Genomic DNA, 20,629 nt, shown 5'->3' on the forward strand with positions numbered 1-20,629 from the left:
TCATCACAGGAATGACACCATGAACGCAACTGCGGCTCATTACGAGCCCATCACCGTAATCAAGTTGTACGGGGCGCTGGGCAAGGCGTTCGGCAAGGTTCATCGGCGGGTGCTGCAGGTGCGCAACGTCGGCGATGCCTATCGCGCCCTCAGCGTGACCCTGCCAGGCTTCGACGAGGCCATCAGCCGACTCGACCGCCTGGGCATGACCTTCGCCATCTTTCGCAACGGGCGCAACATCACCGCAGAGGAGTTCCAGCGCGGCGGCATCCGCGAAATCCGCATCGTGCCGGTTGCCCAGGGCAGCAAGCGCGCCGGCACGCTGCAGACGGTCATCGGCGCGGTGCTGGTGGCTGCAGCGTTCGTACTGAGCTTCACCCCGTTCGCGGGGTGTCGCCATTTCTCTACAAGGCCGGCGCCGTCATGCTGCTCGGCGGCGTGGTGCAGATGCTCAGCCCCCAGGCCAAGGGCCTGTCGATGAGCGGCTCACCCCGCAACCTGCCGTCATACGCCTTCGGCAGCGCCCGCAACACCACCGCCAGCGGCAACCCGGTGCCGATCTGCATCGGCCAGCGGCGCTGGGGTGGGGCCATCATTTCTGCCTCGATCGAGGCGCAGGACAAGGCCTGAGGCCTCAAGCCTGACTCGTCAACCCGCCGCCCTAGGGCGGTTTTTTATTGCCCGGAGGAAAGCATGGGCGGATCAGCTCACCTGGACATCACTGGCGCCAAAGGCGGCCAGAAACAGCCCAAGGCCCCGGTCGAGGCCCCCGACAGCCTACAATCGACCAACATCGCCAAGATTCTTCTGGCCGTCGGTGAAGGCGAGTTCGACGGCGTTCCGACCGACCGCGACATTTACCTGGACAACACGCCGATCAGAGACGCCAACGGCACCGTCAACTTCCCTGGGGTGAAATGGGAATGGCGCAGCGGCAGCGTCGAACAGGCCTACATCCAGGGCATCCCGGCGGTGGAGAACGAGATCAGCGTCGGCCTTGAGCTGCGCAGCGACAATCCGTTCAGCCGCGCCCTCAGCGACCCGAAACTGTCGGCCGTGCGGGTGCGCCTGGCCTGGCCACGGCTGCTGCGCCAGGACAGCAACGGCAACACCAATGGCTATCGCATTGAATACGCCATCGACATCGCCACCGACGGCGGTGCCTACGTCGAGGCGCACCGCGGGGCGGTGGACGGCAAGACCAACAACGGCTACCAGCGCTCGGTGCGGGTCAACCTGCCGTCGGCCAGTTCCGGCTGGATGCTGCGCGTGCGCCGCCTGACCGCCAACGCCAACAGCGGCAGTATCGCCGACACCATGAACATCGCCGGCTACACCGAAATCATCGACCATAAGCTGCGCTACCCGAACACCGCGTTGCTGTACCTGGAGTTCGATGCCCAGCAGTTCCAGAACATCCCCGCGGTGACGGTCAACTGCAAGGCCAAACGCTGGCCGGTGCCCAGCAACTACGACCCCATCGCGCGCACCTACAGCGGCATCTGGGACGGCACTTTCAAACAGGCCTGGACCAACAACCCGGCCCTGGTCACCTATGGCCTGTGCGTGGAAAACCGCTTCGGCCTGGGCAAGCGCATCAAGCCGTGGATGGTCGACAAATGGGAGATGTACCGCATCGCCCAGTACTGTGACCAGCGCGTCCCTGACGGCACCGGCGGGGAGGAACCGCGGTTTCTCTGCGACCTCAACCTGCAGGGCCGCGCCGAGGCCTGGACCCTGCTGCGCGATCTGTCGGCGATCTACCGCGGCATGGTCTATTGGGCCCATGGCGCCCTGTTCATGCAGGCCGACATGCCCCGCGCGCGGGACATCGACTATGTCTTCACCCGCGCCAACGTCATCGACGGCGAGTTCATCTATGGCGGTGCCGAGCGCAGCAGCCACTACAGCCGCGCGCTGGTCAGCTACGACAACCCGGCGAACAATTACGACACCGATGTCATCGCAGTCACCGACCCAGCCCTGCAACGTCGCTACCGCGACCGCCCGATCGAGCTGTCGGCCATCGCCTGTACCCGCGCCTCCGAAGCCCAGCGCCGTGGCAAATGGGCGCTGCTGAGCAACGACCAGGACCGCACCGTGACCTTCCGCACCGGCATGGAAGGGCGCATCCCGCTGCCAGGGCACGTCATTCCGGTGGCCGATGAGCTGGTCGCCGGGCGTGCCAACGGCGGACGCATCAGCGCTGCCAGCGGGCGCGTCGTCACCCTCGACCGCGATACGCCGATCAAGGCCGGCGATCGCCTGATCGTCAACCTGCCCAACGGCACGGCCCAGGCGCGCACCGTGCGCTCGGTGCGTGGCCGTGCGGTGACGCTGACGGTGGCCTATAGCGTGCAGCCCGAGCCGCACCTGCAATGGGCCATCGACTACGCCGACCTTGCGGTGCAACTGTTCCGTGTGCTCAAGACCACTCGCACCGCCCAAGGCGATTTCGAGATCACCGCGCTGGAGTTCAACCCCAGCAAGTTCGCCGCCATCGACACCGGTGCCAAGCTCGACGCGACCCCGGTCAGTGTGCTGCCGAGCAGCACCGTGGCAGCGCCTGCCAGCGTTGCCCTGAGCGCCGCCCATGCGGTGGACCAGGGCATCGCCGTCACTACCCTGACCATCGCCTGGCCTGCGGTAGCCGGCGCGGGCGGTTATGAGGTGGAGTGGCGCAAGGACAACGGCAACTGGATCCGTTTGCCGCGCACAGGTGCCACCTCGGTCGAGGTGGTGGGCATCTATGCCGGCGATTACCAGGCCCGGGTGCGTGCGGTCAGCGCCCTGGAGATCAGCTCCAGCTGGCGCGACTCGCCCTTGACCACGCTCAAGGGCAAGCAGGGCGTGCCGCCAGCGGTGACCAGCCTGACCACCCAGAGCCAGCTGTTCGGCATCGCCCTGAAATGGACCTTGCCGAACGGCGCCGAAGATACCCAGCGCACCGAGCTGTGGTACAGCGAGGGCAGCGACCGGGCCAAGGCCAGCAAGCTGGCCGACCTCGCTTACCCGCAGGACAAGCATGTGCTGCAAGGCCTGCGTGCCGGGCAACGCTTCTTCTTCTGGGCGCGTCTGGTCGACCGCCTGGGCAACCTCGGCGCCTGGTTCCCGGCTGACGGCAAGCTGGTCACCGGCGTGGCCAGCGCCGAGGCCGGGCCTATTCTCGAACAGATCAAAGAGCAGATCACCGCCAGCGAGCTGGGCAAGGAACTGCTCAAGGAAATCGACAAGATCTCCGCGCCAGCGACACTTGCCGGCTCGGTCAATGCCCGGCTAAGCGAGGTGCAGACCCAGGTGCAGACCGATCTGGGCACTGTGCGCAACGACGTCGGCCAGGTCAGGCAGACCGTGCAAAACCTCGATGCCGAGCTTGAGCGCAGCGTCAGTACGCTGGAGGCCGAGATTGATCGCAGTGCAGCCAGCCTAGACGCCAATGTGCGGCAGGTTGGCCAGCAACTGGAGCAGGTGCGCGGCAACCTGCAAACGCAGATTACCGACCTCGACGCCATTGCCCGCTCAGTGCCTTATGCCAAGGGCAAGGTCTACAGCAGCGGACAGAGCGTGCAGGGCGCCGACGGCAGGTTGTACCAGGCAATCAAGGCGGTGCCGGTCGACAGTCCGCCACCCGATACCCGGTACTGGCTGGATGTCGGGCAGACGGTCGGCAGCGTCAATGGGCTGGCCGGCCGGGTGCAGAAGGTCGAGAGCGATGTCAGCTCGGTCAACGGCACGCTCACGGCCCAGGCTTCGCAGCTGTCGGGGCTGCAAGCCAGCCTGCTCAGCACCGACAGGAACGTTAGTGCCGCGCAATCGGCGGCCGATGCCGCCAACGCGCTGGCCGGTGGCAAGGGAAAGGTGCTGGTGCAGTCTTCGCAGCCGGTGGCGGCGGATCGTCTGGCGCAGAACCTGTGGATCGACACCACCGCAAATGCCAACACCCCCAAGCGCTGGTCCGGTTCAGCCTGGCTGGCGGTGACCGACAAGGCCGCCAGCGACGCCGCAGCCGCAGCTGCCGATGCGCTGGCCCTGGCGCGCAGCAAAGCCGATGCCTCGGTGGTCGATTCGCTGTCCTCCAGGGTAAGCGAGCAGGGCACCACCCTGAGCAGTCAGGGCCAGGCGCTGACCGGCCTGCAAAACAGCCTGGTCAGCACCAATGGCAACGTCACTGCAGCGCAGCAGGCGGCGCAAGCCGCCTCGGACCTGGCTGGCAGCAAAGGCAAGGTGATCGTGCAGAACACTGCACCTGCTGCTGCCGAACGCCTGGGGCAGAACCTGTGGATCGACACCAGCGCTGGAGCCAACACCCCGAAACGCTGGAACGGCAGCGCCTGGCTGGCCGTCACCGACAAAGTCGCAAGCGACGCGGCGACAGCGGCTGCGGCCGCCTTGAGCCAGGTGGCGAGCAAGGCCGAGTCGTCGGTGGTGCAAGCACTGACTGGCCGGGTCGAGCAAAACGAGCGCGGCTTGTCTTCGCAAAGCCAGGCCATGACCGGCCTGCAGAACAGCTTGAGTAGCACCGACGGCAATGTCGGCAAAGCGCAGCAGGCAGCCCAGGCCGCAACTGAGCTGGCCGGCAGCAAAGGCAAGGTCATCGTGCAGAACGCTGCACCGGCGGCGGCCGAACGCCTGGCGCAGAACCTGTGGATCGACACCACCGGCAATGCCAACACCCCCAAGCGCTGGAACGGCTCGGCGTGGACTGCGGTGACCGACAAGGTCGCCAGCGACGCCGCCCAGGCTGCAGCCTCGGCACTGAGCCAGGTGGCGAGCAAGGCCGAGGCGTCCAGCGTCCAGGCGTTGAGCAACACGGTGAGCCAGCAAGGCGCCACGCTCAATGCCCAGGGCAGCGAGCTGACCACGCTCAAGGCCAGTGTCGGGGCATTGGGCAGTGACAATCTGTTGGCTGATCCGACGTTTGCTCAGGGCATTGGCATCGCCAGTCGCGCGGGCACCCGCGTATTGCTGCGCACCGAGACGCCAGTACCGGCAGGTGCGCCCAGTGCGCGGGTGCTCTATGAGGCACTGCCGGCGAGTACGGCTGGGAACCAGTACTGGTCGTTCCTGCCCGCCGACAACGCCCGCGCCCCTGAAGGCCGCACTGCCACCCACATCGCGGTGGCAGCAGGCGAGGTCTATGACTTCGAGCTGTACGCCTTCAGCAGCACGGCACGTCAGCAGGGCCTGTGGATTCAGTTTTACGATGCCGCTGGCACCAACCTGGCGCAGAGCTGGGCCAACAGCAGTGGCGATGGCGTGCGTGCGACCAGCGTCGCTGGCACTTGGAGCCGGCTCAGTGGGTCGCTCACGGTACCTGCCAATGGCGTGCGCATGACCGTTGCCCTGCGTGTTTCGCAGGGCGACGCAACCGAGGTGTTCATCGCTGCGCCCGGGGTGCGTCGGCGCCAGAGCCTTGACCATGCCCAGGCCAGCGCCACCACTGCACTCGATGGCCGCGTCACGCAGACCGAACAGAGCATTACCAGCCAGAGCAGCCAGATCACCCAACTGGGCAACACTGTGGCAGGCAAAGCGGACAACAGCGCGTTGCAAAGCCTGGCCTCTGGTGTCAGCCGGCAAGGTGAGGTGCTCAACGCACAGGGCAGCGCGCTGACCCGTGTGCAGGCCACGCTGGGCGGCCTAGGTGGGGCGGGCACCAACCTGCTGCCGGATGCCTACAGTTGGTTGTCTTCGGCGGCGCTGCCGGGCTTGATGACCAATGGCATCGGAGACGTACGCGCGGCGGCTGATCCGGTTGCGGCCAGCGGCTATCGGCTGCGCCTGGTGCGCTCGGCGGCGGCCAACGGTTGGGTGATGCTCTGCCCGTCCAACGATTCCGCAGGTTGGAATATCCCGCTCGTTGCAGGCAACTATTTGCTGTCGTTCTGGGCCAATGGCAATCCTGCAGCGATTGCCAATGGCTTGACGCTGCGTAGCGCCTTGCGTGACAGCCGCAGCTTCGGCCTCACCGACTTCGCCCTGACCACCAGGCGCACACGCTACACCTCGGTCGTCGCTGTCAGTGCCGAGACGGTGGCGGCAGTGCTGTTCTATGTGCCCACAGGCAGCGAAGGTGACGTGCTCTGGATCGATTCGATCATGTTGGAGCGCCAGCTGGGCGATGGCAGCGCGCCGTCAGCCTTCGTCGCGGGCCCGTCGGCGCAGGCGTTGACCAGCGTGGCGACGGCTACCCAGGCGCTGGACGCCCGGGTGACGCGCAATGAAGGCATCACCACCAGTCAGGCAGAGACGCTCACGCGCTTGAACGGTACGCTCGACGGCAAGGCCGACGCCGCGTCGGTCAGTCAGTTGGGCAACCGCGTGAGTCAGACCGAGCAAGGCCTGACTGCACAAGGCCAGTCGCTGGTGTCGCTTGCCACCAGCATCGGTAATACCGGCCACGACAACTTGTTGCGCAACCCGGCGTTCAACGCTGGCGGTGAGCTGAAAAGCTTCTCTACCTCGACCTCGACGTTGTCCTACTTCGACCGGGGCACCGCCGATACCCCAGCCGGTGCGCCAGCCGACAGGCTGCTGCGCTATGAAAAGACGGGTGAGTTCACCGGCTGGGGCGGCTTCAGTCTGATCGCCAGCAATGGCACCGAGCAGACCCCGGTGACACCGGGCGAAGTGATGTGTTTCGAATGCCAGATGCTGTGTGAAAACAACGGTCAGTCCATTGGCCGTGTCGCTTTCACGTACTGGGAGGGCGACAGCGGTGCGCAGTGGGTCAACGGTAATCAGCGCTTGCTCAATTACAACTGGTCCCAGGGTGGCTGGCAGACACTGTCGATCGAACACACCGTACCCGCCACCGCCGGTCGTTTGTCGATTTATCTGGTGCCTAACGACGGCGGCGCGCCCATTGGCTTCAAGATGTGGGTTGCCAATCCTCGCCTGACCCGGCGCACGGCAGCACAGACTGCGCTGGCTTCTGCGACCGAGGCGCTGACCAACCGGGTCCAGCAGACTGAATCGGGGCTGAATTCGCAGAGCCAGTCTCTGACGCAACTGAGTAACTCATTGCAGGCCGCGACCGGCAATGCCGCCGCAGCGCAACAGGCCGCTCAGGCGGCCTCGGACCTGGCTGGCAGCAAAGGCAGGGTCATCGTGCAGAGTCCAGCGCCAGGCAGTGCCGATCGCTTGGTGCAGAATCTCTGGATCGATACCACAGGTGGCGCGAATACGCCTAAACGCTGGAACGGCAGCGCCTGGGTTGGGGTCACTGACAAAGTGGCGAGTGACGCCGCTGCAGCGGCGGCGTCGGCACTGAGTCAGGTGGCGAACAAGGCCGAGGCGGCGACGGTACAGGCACTGACCAGTCGCGTCGAGAAAACCGAAGGCGGCATGCTATCCCAAGGTAAGTCGCTCACCGACTTGCAGAACAGCCTGACGACCACCAATGGCAGCGTCAGCGCTGCACAGCAAGCCGCTCAGGCTGCGTCGGAGCTGGCCGGCAGCAAAGGCAAGGTCATCGTGCAGCCGGCCACCCCGGTAGCAGCTGACCGCCTGGCCCAGAACCTCTGGATCGATACCACGGGCAATGCCAATACGCCCAAGCGCTGGGCCGGCTCGGCCTGGGTGACGGTGACCGACAAGGTGGCCAGCGATGCGGCGGCGGCCGCCGCCTCAGCGTTGAGCCAGGTTGCCACCAAGGCTGAGTCCACGGCGCTCCAGGCGCTGTCCAATTCGGTCAACCAGCAAGGCACCACGCTCGCGGCACAGGGCACGGCGGTCACTCAGCTACAAAGCACACTGGGCGGGCTCGGCGGCGTCGGCACCAACCTGATCCCCGCAGAGTACTGCTCGTTCACCGACAAGCTGCCTGTGATTCAGCGCAGATCTACCACCCTGGTAACGGCAGAACCTTTTGCGGCGGCCTATTCGACCCACCGACTCAAAGTTAGGGAGTCTGTGGATGACGGCACCGGTTACTTCTGCCTGTACGCCAACAACGCCATGCTCAACCTGAGGTTGAAACCGAGCACGCGATACCTCTTCTCGGCCTGGGTACAAAGTGCTTCGCAAGCGCGCCTGGCGCGCTTGCGTCAGCGCTACGTGACTTCTGACGGCGGACAGGTGGAAGTCCACCTCGCCAACCTGCCGCTGACCACCGAGTGGACGCGCATCTCTGTATCGTTCATCACGCCGGCCGCGCTGGTGGATCGCGCTGAACTGTTGATCTTCACCAACCCGGCGAGTGGATCGCAGGACAGCTGGTGGGATGGCTTCATGCTCGAAGAGCAAGTAGGGGCCAACGCCTTTCCCAGCTCATTTACGCCAGGAACCTCCAGTTACCAGGCCATCACCCAGGCTACGGCTACCACGGCCTTGGAAGGGCGAGTCACTCAGACCGAACAAGGCCTTACCAGCCAGAGCAGTCAGCTTACGCAGTTGAGCAATACGCTGGCGGGTAAGGCGGACAACAGCGCTTTGCAGAGTCTGGTTTCAGCGGTCGGCAAGCAGGGGGAATCGTTGACTGCGCAGGGGACGGCGGTCACTCGACTGCAGAGTAGCCTGGACTCGATCAGCGGCAGTGGAGCGAATCTGATCCCGGCTGAGTATTGCTCGTTCAGCGAAACGCTGCCCGTCATACAGCGCAGATCCACAACGCTCGTCGCTGCGGAGTCTTATGCGGCCGCCTATTCGACACAGCGGCTCAAGGTGTCTGATTCTACGAGCAATGGCACAGGCTACTTCTCCTTGTACGCCAACAACGAGATGCTGAATCTGCGGTTGAAGCCTGATACCCGGTACATCTTCTCCGCCTGGGTGCAGAGCGCCGGGGAGGCCCGCACTGCACGATTGCGCCAGCGCTACGTCAACTCATCAGGCGAGCAGGTCGAAGTTCAGCTCGCGAATTTCCCATTGACTACCCAGCGCACCCGTGTGGCTGTCCCGTTCACGAGCCCTGCGGAGTTGGTCGATCGCGCCGGTTTGCTGATTTTTACGGTGCCTGGCCCGAGGTCGCAAGAGAGTTGGTGGGATGGCTTCATGCTGGAAGAGCAAATCGGCGCGAGCGCAGTGCCTAGCTCATTCACACCAGGGACATCGAGTTATCAGGCAGCGAGTCAGGCAACGGCAATCAGCCAGTTACAGACTCAGACTGAGCAGATGGGTAGCACTGTCACTGCTCAAACCAGCCGGCTCGACCTGTTGACGGCCCAGTCCGGCAGTAACGCAGCTTCAATCAGCCAAAGCAGCCAAGTTCTGAGCAGTCTTGATGGGCGGGTCGCTGCAATGACCTCCATCAAAACCGAAACACTGGTAGACGGCCGCAAGGTCTTGGCCGGGCTGACATTGGGCAGTGGCGCGAACACGTCGGAGATTCTCGCTTATGCCAATCGGTTCGCCATCGTCAACCCTGGAGGAAAGAACGAGGTCTCATTGCCGTTCGTTGTGCAAGACGGACAAGTGTTCTTGAACGAGGCATTGATCAATAAGGCGATGATTACCAATGCAGTGGTGGGCAGCAGCATCGTCTCCGCCGAGCGAGCGGCAAATGGCCAGGCAGCACTGAGCACCAACTACAACAGCGGCGAAATTGTATTGCGCAGTAAAACTTCGAGTGGGAGTTACACAGTGATCAAGGATAACGGAGTGTTCATTATCGCCAACGGTGTGGTCATGGTCGAGATGAGTCTCGATTGATGGCCGGGTTCACGATCAGGGACGCGCAAGGGCGCGTCACCTTTGAACTGACTGATCGCATGGTCGTGTTGATGGGCAGTGTGGTTATCACCGCCGACAACACCTCAGGTTATCTGGATATTCCTGAGACTGTGCGAGGTCATCCCTTTTACTACTGCTCTTTCAGCGAGGATGGAGGTGAAGGTATTGGGCCAGGACGCAGTATTGAACTCAAGGAGCGTCGTCTGGAATGGCTACGAATGCCGCTAGGTTCGTTACTTGTCTGGGGGATTTACTGATGGCTGGATTTCGCGTGTGCAGACCCGATGGCAGTGTTGCTATCGACGCCGATTATTTCAATCTGGCATTGAGGGCAAAGGGCTCGCTGAGTTTGGCATCGGGGGGTGAGCAATCACTGTGGTGGGGAACGCTCAGCGTGCAGGGCGATCAGGCAATAATCGCCTACCGGGCCGAGCACCCTGTAGCGGTCAACAGAGGTGTTCGGAAAGAGGGGCGCTTTGAGTATCTTTTTCAAGGCATCCATTCCTCAGGGCCCATTGCGGTTGATTGGTGGCTTTTTGATCTACCGCAGTACGCACAGCACTTTGCAACCGCCGGTAAAATGCTGATCCGGCGCCCGAGCGACCAGCAATTGGTTTTCGATTCCAGAAACAAATACTTGAAGGTCATGGACTTTGTGCAGGAGGCTGCTCCCGAGAAGGCGCCTCGACGCACGCTGTACGCAAATCTTCCTGCCGTCATCATGGTCAATCGAGCGTGGGAGATCAAAGCCAATCAGGTGGTGCAGAGCACGCTTTCTTCGATGCTTTGGGTCAATGGCGGTGAGGTCTTTTCCCAGCACCGGGTGACTTCGAGCCGTCGGGCAGGGCCGTACGACTGGCAGAAATACATCTATGGGGGCAATGCCTGTCATATGGTTATCGATGTCGAGAATTATTGATGCAGGCCTGGAATAAAACCGTCTGGGTCAATGCTGTAAGCGCTGCTGAGTTACGGTCAACGTAACGAGTTATACGCAAGCTGTACCTTCAAGGTCAGCTGCTCAATCCTGCCGTTTCCAATGACTCGGCAGTCTTTCCATGCCGCCGGTTGGCGGTATTTTTTTGCCCGGAGAAATCCCTATGCGCTATATCGCAGTGAACGCCAGCAACAACTATGACGAGTCCAACAAGACCCGTTACGCCACTCAGGAAGAAGCAGACGCCCGCGCCCGAGACATTCTCGGCCTCGCGCCCTCGGCACAGGTATTTGTGGCACAGGTGCTGAAGGAGTACAGCGCTCACGTGTCCATCATTGCAAAAGATCCGCTTGAACCCGCATCTGATCTGCAACCGCCGGTCGACGAATCCGCGGCCTGACTCGAATCGTCAATCTTCAAGCCTGTCCTGGCCTGACGCGGTTCATTCACGTTTGAAACGACATGCGCCAAGACTGCTGCGCGGTCCATTGCGGCTAACGCCGCTCCTACGGGATACAGGTGGATTGTAGGAGTGGCTTTAGCCGCGATGGGCCGCCTGGCGGCCCTAATGGTTCAAATGAACCCTGTTACGGTCAGCGCGGGCTTACTTACAGCTGGAGAACCCCATGGCCAGACTTTCCGCCGCCCAGGCTGGTGGCCCCGACGTACTCGCCTTCCTCGACATGCTCGCGTGGTCGGAAGGCACTTCAATCCTGCGCGCCAGCGACGACGGCTATAACGTCTTGGTCGGCGGCAAGCTCTTTACCGACTACAGCCAGCATCCGCGAATCAAGGTCTGGCTACCCAAGTACGGCATTCACAGCACTGCGGCCGGTCGCTACCAATTTCTGGCCCGCACCTGGGACGCCATCGTCAAGAACTACGGCTTCAAGGGTCGCTTCATTCCCGAAGCGCAAGACCTGGCTGCGATCAAGCTGCTCGGTGAATGCAGCGCGCTGCCGTTGATCCAGGACGGCGAGATCAGTCATGCCATCACCAAGGCCGCGCCGATCTGGGCCAGCCTGCCCGGCGCCGGTTACGGCCAGCGCGAGCACAAGCTGGCGGTACTGCTCGGTATCTTCGAGGCGCAGCGTAGTACCGAGACCACACCTGAGGCCGATTTGTTAGCCATGTTCACCGCCTGCGGCGGAAACGTACTCACATGATCGCCTGGGCCCAAGGCACCGCGTTGCTGTTGATCCTGGCGTCCTGCTGGGGCGCATATCAGCATGGCCGCTCGGTGGAGCGTGCCCAGGCCAGCCTCGTAGCCGCCGAACGTGCCAGCGCCGCTAGCCGGGCCGAAGCGAGGGCACAGCGCAGTGCGCGCGCGTTCGAGCAGCAACGCGCACAAGCTCAGGAGCAGGTCAGAACCCATGCTTACGAACAACGACAGGCAGCGACTGCTGAGGCTAGTGCTGCTGCCGCTGCTGGTCAGCGCCTGCAGCACGCCGCGGCCCAGCTCGCTGCCCGCGCCGAGTGCCCAGGCGTGGATACCGCCGCTGCCACTCGAGGCAAGGCAGCCACCCGCGCCGCCATGGTGCTCTCCGAGCTGCTCGCACGGGCTGATGCGCGAGCGGGAGAACTGGCGAAGGCTTATGACGCAGCCCGAATAGCCGGTTCGCTGTGTGAAGCGTCTTACACTGCATTGGCCCGTCCGCTCGAATAACTCCCGTCATCGATTCCGGATCATTGAACATACGGCTCTATCAATCAAAAAGTTGCTGTTCAGTTCAAGGGCCTATTGGTTTTTGCGCGCAATCCAGCTTCTCAGTGTTTGTTTTTCCGACCTTTTTCAAGACGTGTCGGGGCTGCCTGAATCGCATTCATTGACCGCCCGATCGTTGAGCGCGTAAGCCTCCACGTCGTTGTTTCTCTCTAGCAGTATTCGCGACTGTTTCACCCAGCACACCGTTGTAGTTTCTTACTTAAGGAATACGAAAAATGTCTGATGACACTCAAGTAACACTGCAAGCGATTACTGCCGATCAGCCAAGTATCAAAGACTTCGGCGCCATCGGTGACGGCACGTTGCACCTCGTTTCGGAATGGTATACGCCGGGCGCTGCAGCCTATCGCGGATATGCCGACCTGGCCGCCGTTCAAGTCGACTATCCCCATGTACGGCAATCTTCCGATTCGATCGACTGGGCCGCTACCCAGGCCGGCCTGGATGCTTGTGCGGGCTCGGCGCTTCGCGTACCCCAAGGCACCTATCTGCTGACCGATACCTGCTACGTCAATGCGGGAACCACCGTTTATGGCGTAGGGGTGGGCGATAACTGGGCGGTGACTTCATCTGTCAAGGGGGCACGATTCAAGCTGTCGGGTGAGGGGGTGAAACGTATCTGGACCGATGTCGGTGCGCCGGACACGCCTGCCGGTACCCTGGTCGACGCGCCGGTGGCCATCATGTTCGCGTTGTGTGGTTCGGGCATCATGTTGTCCAACTTCGCTGTCGAGGGTGGTTCAGCAACCGATGGCTCCGACACTTGGTTCGCGGGCATCTTCAACGCGGGCGTACGACGAACGCTGCTCGATCGCATCGACGTCGTAGGTACTTTTCTAAAGGCTGGTGTATATGTCGACGGTACCTGGTCGAAAACCAACACGGCACTGCGCAACATTCACCGCGATACCTACGGGCGCGACGTGCCGTCAGACCAGGCCTCGAACGAGTTCACTTATCAGAACTGCTGGTTCAAAGGCGGTAACTGGGGCCTGTACGCCAAAGGTACGGACCGCACCGATACCAGTGCGGATATCTGGTCACCTGGCGGTGTCTCCGATCTGGTCGGGTTCGCCAGTCGTATCGACAACACGCCGTTGGGCGAGCGTCCCAACTTTCCTGAAGATTCGGGTGGCTACTATCGCGACTTCCACAACGGTTTTCAGAACAGGCGGCATTTCAGTTGCCGGATCGGCAGTCAGTCCGCCTACGGCATCTTTCTCGATCGCGGCCGCTTCGAGCAGTTCGACGGTTTTTATGGGGAGACCCGCGCTGAGCGCTGTGTCACTCAAGCTGTCGAGAAGACGATTGGCGATCTTGGCGTGGTCGCGGTGCCTGCCAACTTTGGCGGTGACTGGGGCAACGGTAACCCGGTGACCTATCGGGTGTATCTGACTGATTCCAGTCGGATCGACGTGCTCCAGCAGGCCGTCAGGATCGGCGCCACATGGACGACCGAAACGGGTAGCTTCGTGCTGAGCGGGGTCAACTTCGATCAGGTCACTGGCCGCGCCTACTTGATGACCAGCGCAGTCCAGGGCTCGATCAGCGCGGGGCAGGCGCTCAGTCAAGCAGCCGGGCAGACTGCGGCCAACGGCGGCTTCTATGCCACTGACCGTAGTGAGGCGGTGCAAACCTCTGGGCAGACGGCATTCAAGACTGCCGGCCCGTTGAACGCCTTCTTTGGTCCAACCACCCACACTCGCTATCTACGCACCGCAGGCCTTGCCTCGACGAGCAGGCAACTGCTGGCCACGGCCAGTGACGAGGTGTCGTTCAACTGCGATAGCCCTCAATTCAACGTATTCGTGAACCGCTACGGCTTCAACGCCGACCTCAGCACCTACCGCATGCGCTACCTGGGTACCAGCCTGGAAAGCTACAACGAAATGAACCTGGGCTCAGCGTCGCGCAAATGCGGCACCGTGTTCGCCAGAACCGGCTCGATCAGCACCTCGGATGCGCGCTTGAAAACGCCAGTGCGTGCCTTCACTGCGCAGGAGTTGGGCGCAGCTATGGCACTGGGCGGTGAAATCGGTTTCTACCAGTTCCTCGCCGCGATCGAGGACAAGCGCAAGGCAGGTGAGAACGCGCGTGAACACTGCGGCATGACAGTGCAGCGGGTGATCGAAGTGTTTCAGGAACACGGCCTGGACCCGTTCAACTATTCGTTCATCTGCCACGACTGCTGGGACGACGAGTTCGAGACGGTGGAGGGTCAGCGGGTGCAGACGCGATCGGCCGGTGATGAGTTCAGCTTCCGCATCTCGGGTCTGATTCTGTTCATCACCCGTGGGCTGGTGCACATGAGCAAAGACAACCAGACTCGTCTGGATGCGCTGGACGCCTTGCTGCGGCCTTGAAACGCCACACCCGACTCGGTTTAGTACCGAGTCGGGTGTTTAGATGGCCAATGGGGCTGTTAAACGTCTGCGCCAATAGTCGTATTGAACTGGCAACTTTCGGGATAAATAACGTGGCCACTTGATCTGAATCAATACAGTTTCAAATAAAATAGGCATATCAGTCAGTTCATCAATTTTATTTATCAGTCAATTGACGCTGTAAATTGGCTTGTTCCCCGTAGGGTTATTAGAATGGCGACCGCGCCTTATTGACGCATCGTTCGCCCGAACATTTAGTCGGCGTGAAATAAATACTCTGCTCCGCTGATAAAACTTTCAACTGAGCCTTGAACTTCACGCCGCACTTTTCGCACTTCTTTATTGCGTGGCTTCTGCCACCGCGCCCGTTCGACCTGAATAAAGTCGCGGGTGTGCACGAGGGATGGTTCATGGCACTTGGCCGAAGACAGTTTTTCAAACTTTGCACCGCCGGTGCGGCAGCGGCCACCACCGCTTCACTGGGCTTCGCGCCAGCCGTGGCCAATGCCAGCCAGTCCCGTCAGTACAAGCTGCTGCGGGCCAAGGAAACGCGCAACAACTGCACGTACTGCTCGGTGGGCTGCGGCATCCTCATGTACAGCCTGGGCGACGGTGCCAAGAACGCCAAGGCGCGGATTTTCCACATCGAGGGCGACCCGGATCATCCGGTCAGCCGCGGCTCGTTGTGCCCCAAGGGCGCAGGCTTGGTGGACTACATCCACAGCGAACAGCGCCTGCTTTACCCCGAATACCGCGCGCCGGGTTCGAGCACCTGGCAGCGCATCACCTGGGACTACGCCATCGAGCGCATCGCCCGACTGATGAAAGACGACCGCGACGCCAACTTCATCGCCACTAACGCCAAGGGCGTGACGGTCAACCGCTGGCTGTCCACCGGCATGCTCTGCTCGTCGGCCGCCAGCAGTGAAACCGGCGCCCTCGACCAGCGCTTCACCCGTGCACTGGGCATCCTTGGCACCGACAGCCAGGCGCGGGTCTGCCATGCGCCGACGGTGGCGGCCCTGGCGCCGACCTTCGGCCGCGGGGCGATGACCAACAACTGGGTCGACATCAAGAACGCCAACGTCGTGCTCATCATGGGCGGCAACCCGGCCGAGGCGCATCCGGTGGGCTTCAAGTGGGTGATCGAGGCGAAGATTCGCAACGGCGCCAAGGTCATCGTGGTCGACCCGCGCTTCAACCGCAGCGCCTCGGTGGCGGACATCTACGCGCCAGTGCGCGCCGGCTCCGACATCACCTTCCTGATGGGCATGGTCAACTACCTGCTGACCCACGACCGCATCCAGCACGAATACGTGCGCGCCTACACCAACGCCTCGTTGATCGTTCGTGACGACTACCGTTTCGACGACGGCCTGTTCAGCGGCTACGACGCCAAGACCAAGCGCTACGACCGTAGCTCCTGGGCCTATGAGCTCGACGCCCAGGGCCACGCCCGACGCGACTTGAGCCTGAGTCACCCGCGCTGCGTGTTCAACCTGCTCAAGCAGCACGTCAGCCGCTACACCCCGGACATGGTCAGCCAGCTGTGCGGCACGCCGGTGGAGGACTTCCTCGAAATCTGCGAGATCATGGCCAGCACCAGCGTGCCGGACAAGACCGCGACCTTCCTCTACGCCCTGGGCTGGACCCACCACACCACCGGTGCGCAGATGATCCGTGGCTCAGGGATGATCCAGCTGCTGCTGGGCAACGTCGGTATGGCTGGCGGCGGGGTCAACGCCTTGCGGGGCCACTCCAACATCCAGGGCTACACCGACTTGGGGCTGTTGTCCCAGCGCCTGCCGGGCTACATGAACCTGCCGTCCGACGAGCAGCACGACCTGGCCACCTACCTGGCGCAGACCACCCCGGCGGCGCAGTTGCCCGAGCAGGTCAACTACTACCAGCACACGCCCAAATTCTTCGTCAGCCTGATGAAGAGCCTGTATGGCGAAAAGGCCACCGCAGCCAACGACTGGGGCTTCGACTGGTTGCCCAAGTGGGATGAAAGCTACGACGTACTGAACTTCGCCAACCGCATGTACGACGGCAAGGTCAACGGCTACATCGCCCAGGGCTTCAACCCGATCGCGGCGTTTCCCGACAAGAACAAGGCCGCGGCCGCGCTGGCCAAGCTCAAGTTCCTGGTGATCATCGACCCGCTGGCCACGGAAACCTCGAGTTTCTGGCAGAACCATGGCGAGTCCAACGACGTCGACCCGGCGCAGATTCAGACCGAGGTGTTCCGCCTGCCGTCCAGCTGCTTTGCCGAAGAAAACGGCTCGATCGTCAATTCCGGGCGCTGGCTGCAATGGCACTGGGCCGGTGCTGCGCCACCGGGCGAGGCCTGGCACGACGGCAAGATTCTCGGCCACCTGTTCATGAAGCTGCGCGAGCTGTATCGCCAGGAAGGCGGCGCCTGTCCAGAGCAGGTGCTGAACATGGCCTGGGACTACAAAGACCCTTACGACCCCGACCCGGAAGAGGTGGCCAAGGAATCCAACGGCTACGCCCTGGCCGATCTGCACGACGAGCAAGGCAAGCTGATTCTGCGCAAGGGTCAGTTGCTCGATAACTTCGGCCAGCTGCGTGACGACGGCAGCACCCAGTGCTTCAACTGGGTGTTCGCCGGCTGCTGGACCGAGGCGGGCAACCAGATGGCCCGGCGCGACAACGCCGACAGCGGCCTGGGCTGCACACCGGGCTGGGCCTGGGCCTGGCCGCAGAACCGGCGCATTCTCTACAACCGCGCCTCGGCTGACCCGCAAGGCAAGCCGTGGGACCCCAAGCGCAAGGTCATCAGTTGGGACGGCGAGCGCTGGAGCGGCATCGACGTGCCGGACTTCCCGGTCACGGTCGCCCCTGGCACGCAGACTAGCCCGTTCATCATGCTGCCCGAAGGGGTAGGGCGGTTGTTTTCGGTGGGGGCGATGAATGACGGCCCGTTCCCAGAGCACTACGAACCCACCGAAAGCCCGCTGGCGAGCAACCCGCTGCACCCGGCGGTGAGCAAGAGTCCGACCGCGCGGCTGTACGACGGCGACCGGGCGCGCATGGGCAGCCGCGAGGAGTTCCCGCACGTGGCGACCACCTATTCGATCACCGAACTGTTCCGCCACTGGACCAAGCATTCGCGGCTCAACGCCATCGTTCAGCCCGAGCAGTTCGTCGAGATCGGCGAGGCGCTGGCCCGGGACAAGGGCATCGTTCAGGGCGATCTGGTCAAGGTCAGTACCAAGCGCGGCTACATCAAGGCCAAGGCCGTGGTGACCAAGCGCATTCGTCGTCTGCAAATCGACGGTCAGCCCGTCGACACCATCGGTATTCCCTGCCACTGGGGCTTCGAAGGGGCGACGCGCAAGGGCTTTCTGGCCAACACGCTGACCCCTGGGGTCGGCGAATCGAATACCAATACCCCGGAATACAAGGCGTTCCTGGTGAGCGTGGAAAAGGCCTGAGGAGCGACCGAACATGTCCCTGCAATCCCAAGACATCATTCGTCGTTCAGCGACGAATGCCTTCACCCCGGCGCCGCGCGCCCGCGACCATCAGGCCGAGGTGGCCAAGCTGATCGATGTCAGCATCTGCATCGGCTGCAAGGCCTGCCAGGTCGCCTGCAACGAATGGAACGACCTGCGCGACGAGGTCGGCCACAACGTCGGCGTGTACGACAACCCGGCTGACCTGACCCCGGACACCTGGACCCTGATGCGCTTCGACGAGCACGAAAACGAGGCCGGCAAACTGGAATGGCTGATTCGCAAGGACGGCTGCATGCACTGCGCCGACCCGGGGTGCCTGAAGGCCTGCCCGCAACCGGGGGCGATCATCCAGTACGCCAACGGCATCGTCGATTTCCAGTCCGAGCACTGCATCGGCTGCGGCTACTGCGTGGCCGGTTGCCCGTTCGATGTGCCGCGCATCAGCAAGAAGGACAACAAGGCCTACAAGTGCACGCTGTGCGTCGACCGCGTCAGCGTCGGCCAGGAGCCGGCTTGCGTGAAGACCTGCCCCACCGGTGCGATCAACTTCGGCAGCAAGGCCGACATGCTGGTGCAGGCCGAAGGCCGCGTCACCGAGCTGCAGGGCCGCGGCTATGCCGGCGCCGGCATCTATGACCCGCAAGCGGTGGGCGGCACCCACGTGTTCTACGTGTTGCAACACGCCGACAAGCCGCAGCTGTACCACAAGCTCAACACCGACCCGCGCATCAGCAATGCCGTCGAGGGCTGGAAGGGCTGGCTCAAGCCGGTGGCGGCCGCGGCGTTCTTCGCCACCCTGGCCGGGACGATTTTCCACTACATCGGCGTCGGCCCCAACGAGGTCGAAGAAGACCAGCAGGAGCACGTGTGATGAACAAGGACAAACTGATTCTGCGCACCCGCTTCATCGACCGCGCCAGCCACTGGTTCATGGTGATCTGCTTCTTCCTGGTGGCGCTGTCCGGGCTGTCGTGGTTCTTCCCCTCGTTGAACTGGCTGAGCGGCGTGTTCGGCACGCCGCAGCTGGCGCGGATCTTCCACCCGTTCCTCGGCGTGGTGGTGTTCGTGGTGCTGATGTTCCTGTTCGCCCGTTTCGTCAGGTACAACTTGCCCGAGCGCGAGGATGCGATCTGGTTTCGCAATGTCAAAAGCGTGCTGGCCGGCGACCACAGCAAGCCGTTGCAGATCGGCAAGTACAACGCCGGGCAGAAGGTGTTGTTCTGGGGAATCATGGCGCTGATCAGCGTATTGCTGCTCAGCGGCGTGGTGATCTGGCGACCGTGGTTCGCCCACTACTTCAGCATTCCGATGATTCGTCTGGCGCTGTTCACCCATGCCCTGGCCGGGATTTCCCTGATGCTGTTGATCATTGGCCATGCCTACCTGGCGTTCTGGGTCAAAGGCTCGATTCGCGGCATGGTCACCGGCTATGTCTCGCGGCGCTGGGCCAAATCCCACCACGACCGCTGGTACCAGCAGATCTCCAAAGGTGACGAACAGTGAGCAGTATCACCCTCAGCGCCGTCGAGCAGCCCAGCGGTGGCGTCGGCGATATCGCCGCCTTGCTCCTGCCCGACCTGCGTCAGCACTACGGGCGCCGCGCCGTACGCCTGCGACGACTGGCCGAGGCCCACGAGCATGGCGCTTACCTGGGCTTTGCCGCGCAGGTGGCCGAGGCCCAGCAAGCGTTGCTCGATAGCCTGCCGCTGCGGGCCGAGAGCGTGCAGCCGCTGCTGGCCAACTTCGGCCACGGCGCACCGCTGGACGTGTATCGGCTGAAGCGCTCGGGCTACTGGCAGATGGCGCTGGAGTACCTGCTCGGCCAACTCGACGCTCAGCCTGATGGCGCGTTGGATGAGGTGATTCAAGGGCTGTTGGCCATGGGCCCGGAGCAGCGCGAAGTGTGCGCAGAGCACCTGTTGCAGGGTCGTTACGGGCAGGTAGAAAGCGGCCAGGCGGTGCTGCTGTGGGCGGCGTTGATGGTGTACTTCACGCAGATCGCCGCGGCCTTGCCGCTCAGCGCCCAGGCGGCGGTGGGCGAGCAACGCCAGCTGTGCCCGGTGTGCAGCAGCGCCCCGGTGGCCAGCGTGATTCTCAGCGGCAAGCAGGCCGGTCTGCGCTATCTGCACTGCGGCCTGTGCGAAAGCCGCTGGCACATGGTGCGGGTCAAGTGCAGCAACTGCGAGGCCACCGGCAAGCTCGACTACTGGTCGCTCGATCAGCACGACAGCGCGGTAAAAGCGGAAAGCTGCGGCGACTGCGACAGCTACTTGAAGGTGATGTACAGCGAGCACGACCCGGCGGTTGACCCGGTGGCCGATGACCTCGCCTCGCTGGCGTTGGATGCCGAGCTGGAACAGCAGGGCTTTGCCCGCAGCAGCCTGAATCCGTTCGTGTTTCCGGGGTGAGGTTCGTGGCCAGGGCC

At 62.8% G+C, this 20,629-nt stretch carries 11 protein-coding genes and 1 pseudogene; all 12 read left to right on the forward strand.

Translation table 11 applies throughout. The features are described from left to right. Nucleotides 1-19: 19 nt before the first annotated feature. The 12 genes and pseudogenes from LK03_RS16160 to fdhE all read left to right on the forward strand — a co-directional run bounded on the left by LK03_RS16160 (nucleotide 20) and on the right by fdhE (nucleotide 20,612). Nucleotides 20-630, forward strand: a pseudogene (locus LK03_RS16160) (tail assembly protein). Nucleotides 631-693: 63 nt separating this feature from the next. After that, the gene (gene gpJ / locus LK03_RS16165; protein ID WP_038413394.1) at nucleotides 694-9,651 is read left to right on the forward strand and encodes a TipJ family phage tail tip protein; all 8,958 of its coding nucleotides are present in this window, start codon (nucleotides 694-696) and stop codon (nucleotides 9,649-9,651) included. Continuing rightward, a complete protein-coding gene (locus tag LK03_RS16170; protein ID WP_038413395.1) occupies nucleotides 9,651-9,929 on the forward strand; it encodes a hypothetical protein in 279 nt (92 codons plus the stop codon). The genes gpJ and LK03_RS16170 overlap by 1 nt, the downstream gene beginning before the upstream one ends. Beyond that, the gene (locus LK03_RS16175) at nucleotides 9,929-10,591 is read left to right on the forward strand and encodes a hypothetical protein (RefSeq protein WP_038413396.1); all 663 of its coding nucleotides are present in this window, start codon (nucleotides 9,929-9,931) and stop codon (nucleotides 10,589-10,591) included. Before LK03_RS16170 ends, LK03_RS16175 begins: the two co-directional genes overlap by 1 nt. Before the next feature lie 181 nt (nucleotides 10,592-10,772). After that, complete coding sequence (locus LK03_RS16180; RefSeq protein ID WP_038413397.1) at nucleotides 10,773-11,009, forward strand: hypothetical protein; 237 nt, start codon at nucleotides 10,773-10,775, stop codon at nucleotides 11,007-11,009. A gap of 226 nt (nucleotides 11,010-11,235) precedes the next feature. Next, on the forward strand, nucleotides 11,236-11,775 hold the full coding sequence (locus LK03_RS16185; RefSeq protein WP_038413399.1) for a glycoside hydrolase family 24 protein: 540 nt from the start codon (nucleotides 11,236-11,238) through the stop codon (nucleotides 11,773-11,775). Next, nucleotides 11,772-12,275 carry a DUF2514 family protein gene (locus LK03_RS16190; protein ID WP_038413400.1) on the forward strand — a complete coding sequence of 168 codons (504 nt, stop codon included), beginning with the start codon at nucleotides 11,772-11,774 and terminating at the stop codon, nucleotides 12,273-12,275. The genes LK03_RS16185 and LK03_RS16190 overlap by 4 nt, the downstream gene beginning before the upstream one ends. A 275-nt stretch (nucleotides 12,276-12,550) precedes the next feature. After that, nucleotides 12,551-14,698: a tail fiber domain-containing protein gene (locus LK03_RS16195; RefSeq protein ID WP_038413402.1), complete on the forward strand. Its 2,148-nt coding sequence runs from the start codon at nucleotides 12,551-12,553 to the stop codon at nucleotides 14,696-14,698. 431 nt (nucleotides 14,699-15,129) lie between these two features. Then, on the forward strand, nucleotides 15,130-18,180 hold the full coding sequence (gene fdnG / locus LK03_RS16200; protein ID WP_081951621.1) for a formate dehydrogenase-N subunit alpha: 3,051 nt from the start codon (nucleotides 15,130-15,132) through the stop codon (nucleotides 18,178-18,180). 13 nt (nucleotides 18,181-18,193) lie between these two features. Continuing rightward, complete coding sequence (gene fdxH, locus LK03_RS16205; protein WP_038413403.1) at nucleotides 18,194-19,075, forward strand: formate dehydrogenase subunit beta; 882 nt, start codon at nucleotides 18,194-18,196, stop codon at nucleotides 19,073-19,075. Continuing rightward, the gene (locus LK03_RS16210; RefSeq protein ID WP_038413405.1) at nucleotides 19,075-19,707 is read left to right on the forward strand and encodes a formate dehydrogenase subunit gamma; all 633 of its coding nucleotides are present in this window, start codon (nucleotides 19,075-19,077) and stop codon (nucleotides 19,705-19,707) included. The genes fdxH and LK03_RS16210 overlap by 1 nt, the downstream gene beginning before the upstream one ends. Further along, entirely contained in the window at nucleotides 19,704-20,612 is a 909-nt protein-coding gene (fdhE, locus tag LK03_RS16215; protein ID WP_038413406.1) for a formate dehydrogenase accessory protein FdhE, read from the forward strand. Before LK03_RS16210 ends, fdhE begins: the two co-directional genes overlap by 4 nt. The last annotated feature ends 17 nt before the right edge of the window (nucleotides 20,613-20,629 follow it).

The sequence above is a fragment of the Pseudomonas cremoricolorata genome, assembly GCF_000759535.1.
GTDB lineage: Bacteria > Pseudomonadota > Gammaproteobacteria > Pseudomonadales > Pseudomonadaceae > Aquipseudomonas > Aquipseudomonas cremoricolorata_A.

Bases quoted from the DNA above. Each gene is read 5' to 3' on its own strand.
- fdxH (WP_038413403.1), top strand. From the start codon at position 18,194: ATGTCCCTGCAATCCCAAGACATCATTCGTCGTTCAGCGACGAATGCC.
- LK03_RS16195 (WP_038413402.1), top strand. From the start codon at position 12,551: ATGTCTGATGACACTCAAGTAACACTGCAAGCGATTACTGCCGATCAG.
- gpJ (WP_038413394.1), top strand. From the start codon at position 694: ATGGGCGGATCAGCTCACCTGGACATCACTGGCGCCAAAGGCGGCCAG.
- LK03_RS16170 (WP_038413395.1), top strand. From the start codon at position 9,651: ATGGCCGGGTTCACGATCAGGGACGCGCAAGGGCGCGTCACCTTTGAA.
- LK03_RS16175 (WP_038413396.1), top strand. From the start codon at position 9,929: ATGGCTGGATTTCGCGTGTGCAGACCCGATGGCAGTGTTGCTATCGAC.
- LK03_RS16185 (WP_038413399.1), top strand. From the start codon at position 11,236: ATGGCCAGACTTTCCGCCGCCCAGGCTGGTGGCCCCGACGTACTCGCC.
- LK03_RS16180 (WP_038413397.1), top strand. From the start codon at position 10,773: ATGCGCTATATCGCAGTGAACGCCAGCAACAACTATGACGAGTCCAAC.
- LK03_RS16190 (WP_038413400.1), top strand. From the start codon at position 11,772: ATGATCGCCTGGGCCCAAGGCACCGCGTTGCTGTTGATCCTGGCGTCC.
- LK03_RS16210 (WP_038413405.1), top strand. From the start codon at position 19,075: ATGAACAAGGACAAACTGATTCTGCGCACCCGCTTCATCGACCGCGCC.
- fdnG (WP_081951621.1), top strand. From the start codon at position 15,130: ATGGCACTTGGCCGAAGACAGTTTTTCAAACTTTGCACCGCCGGTGCG.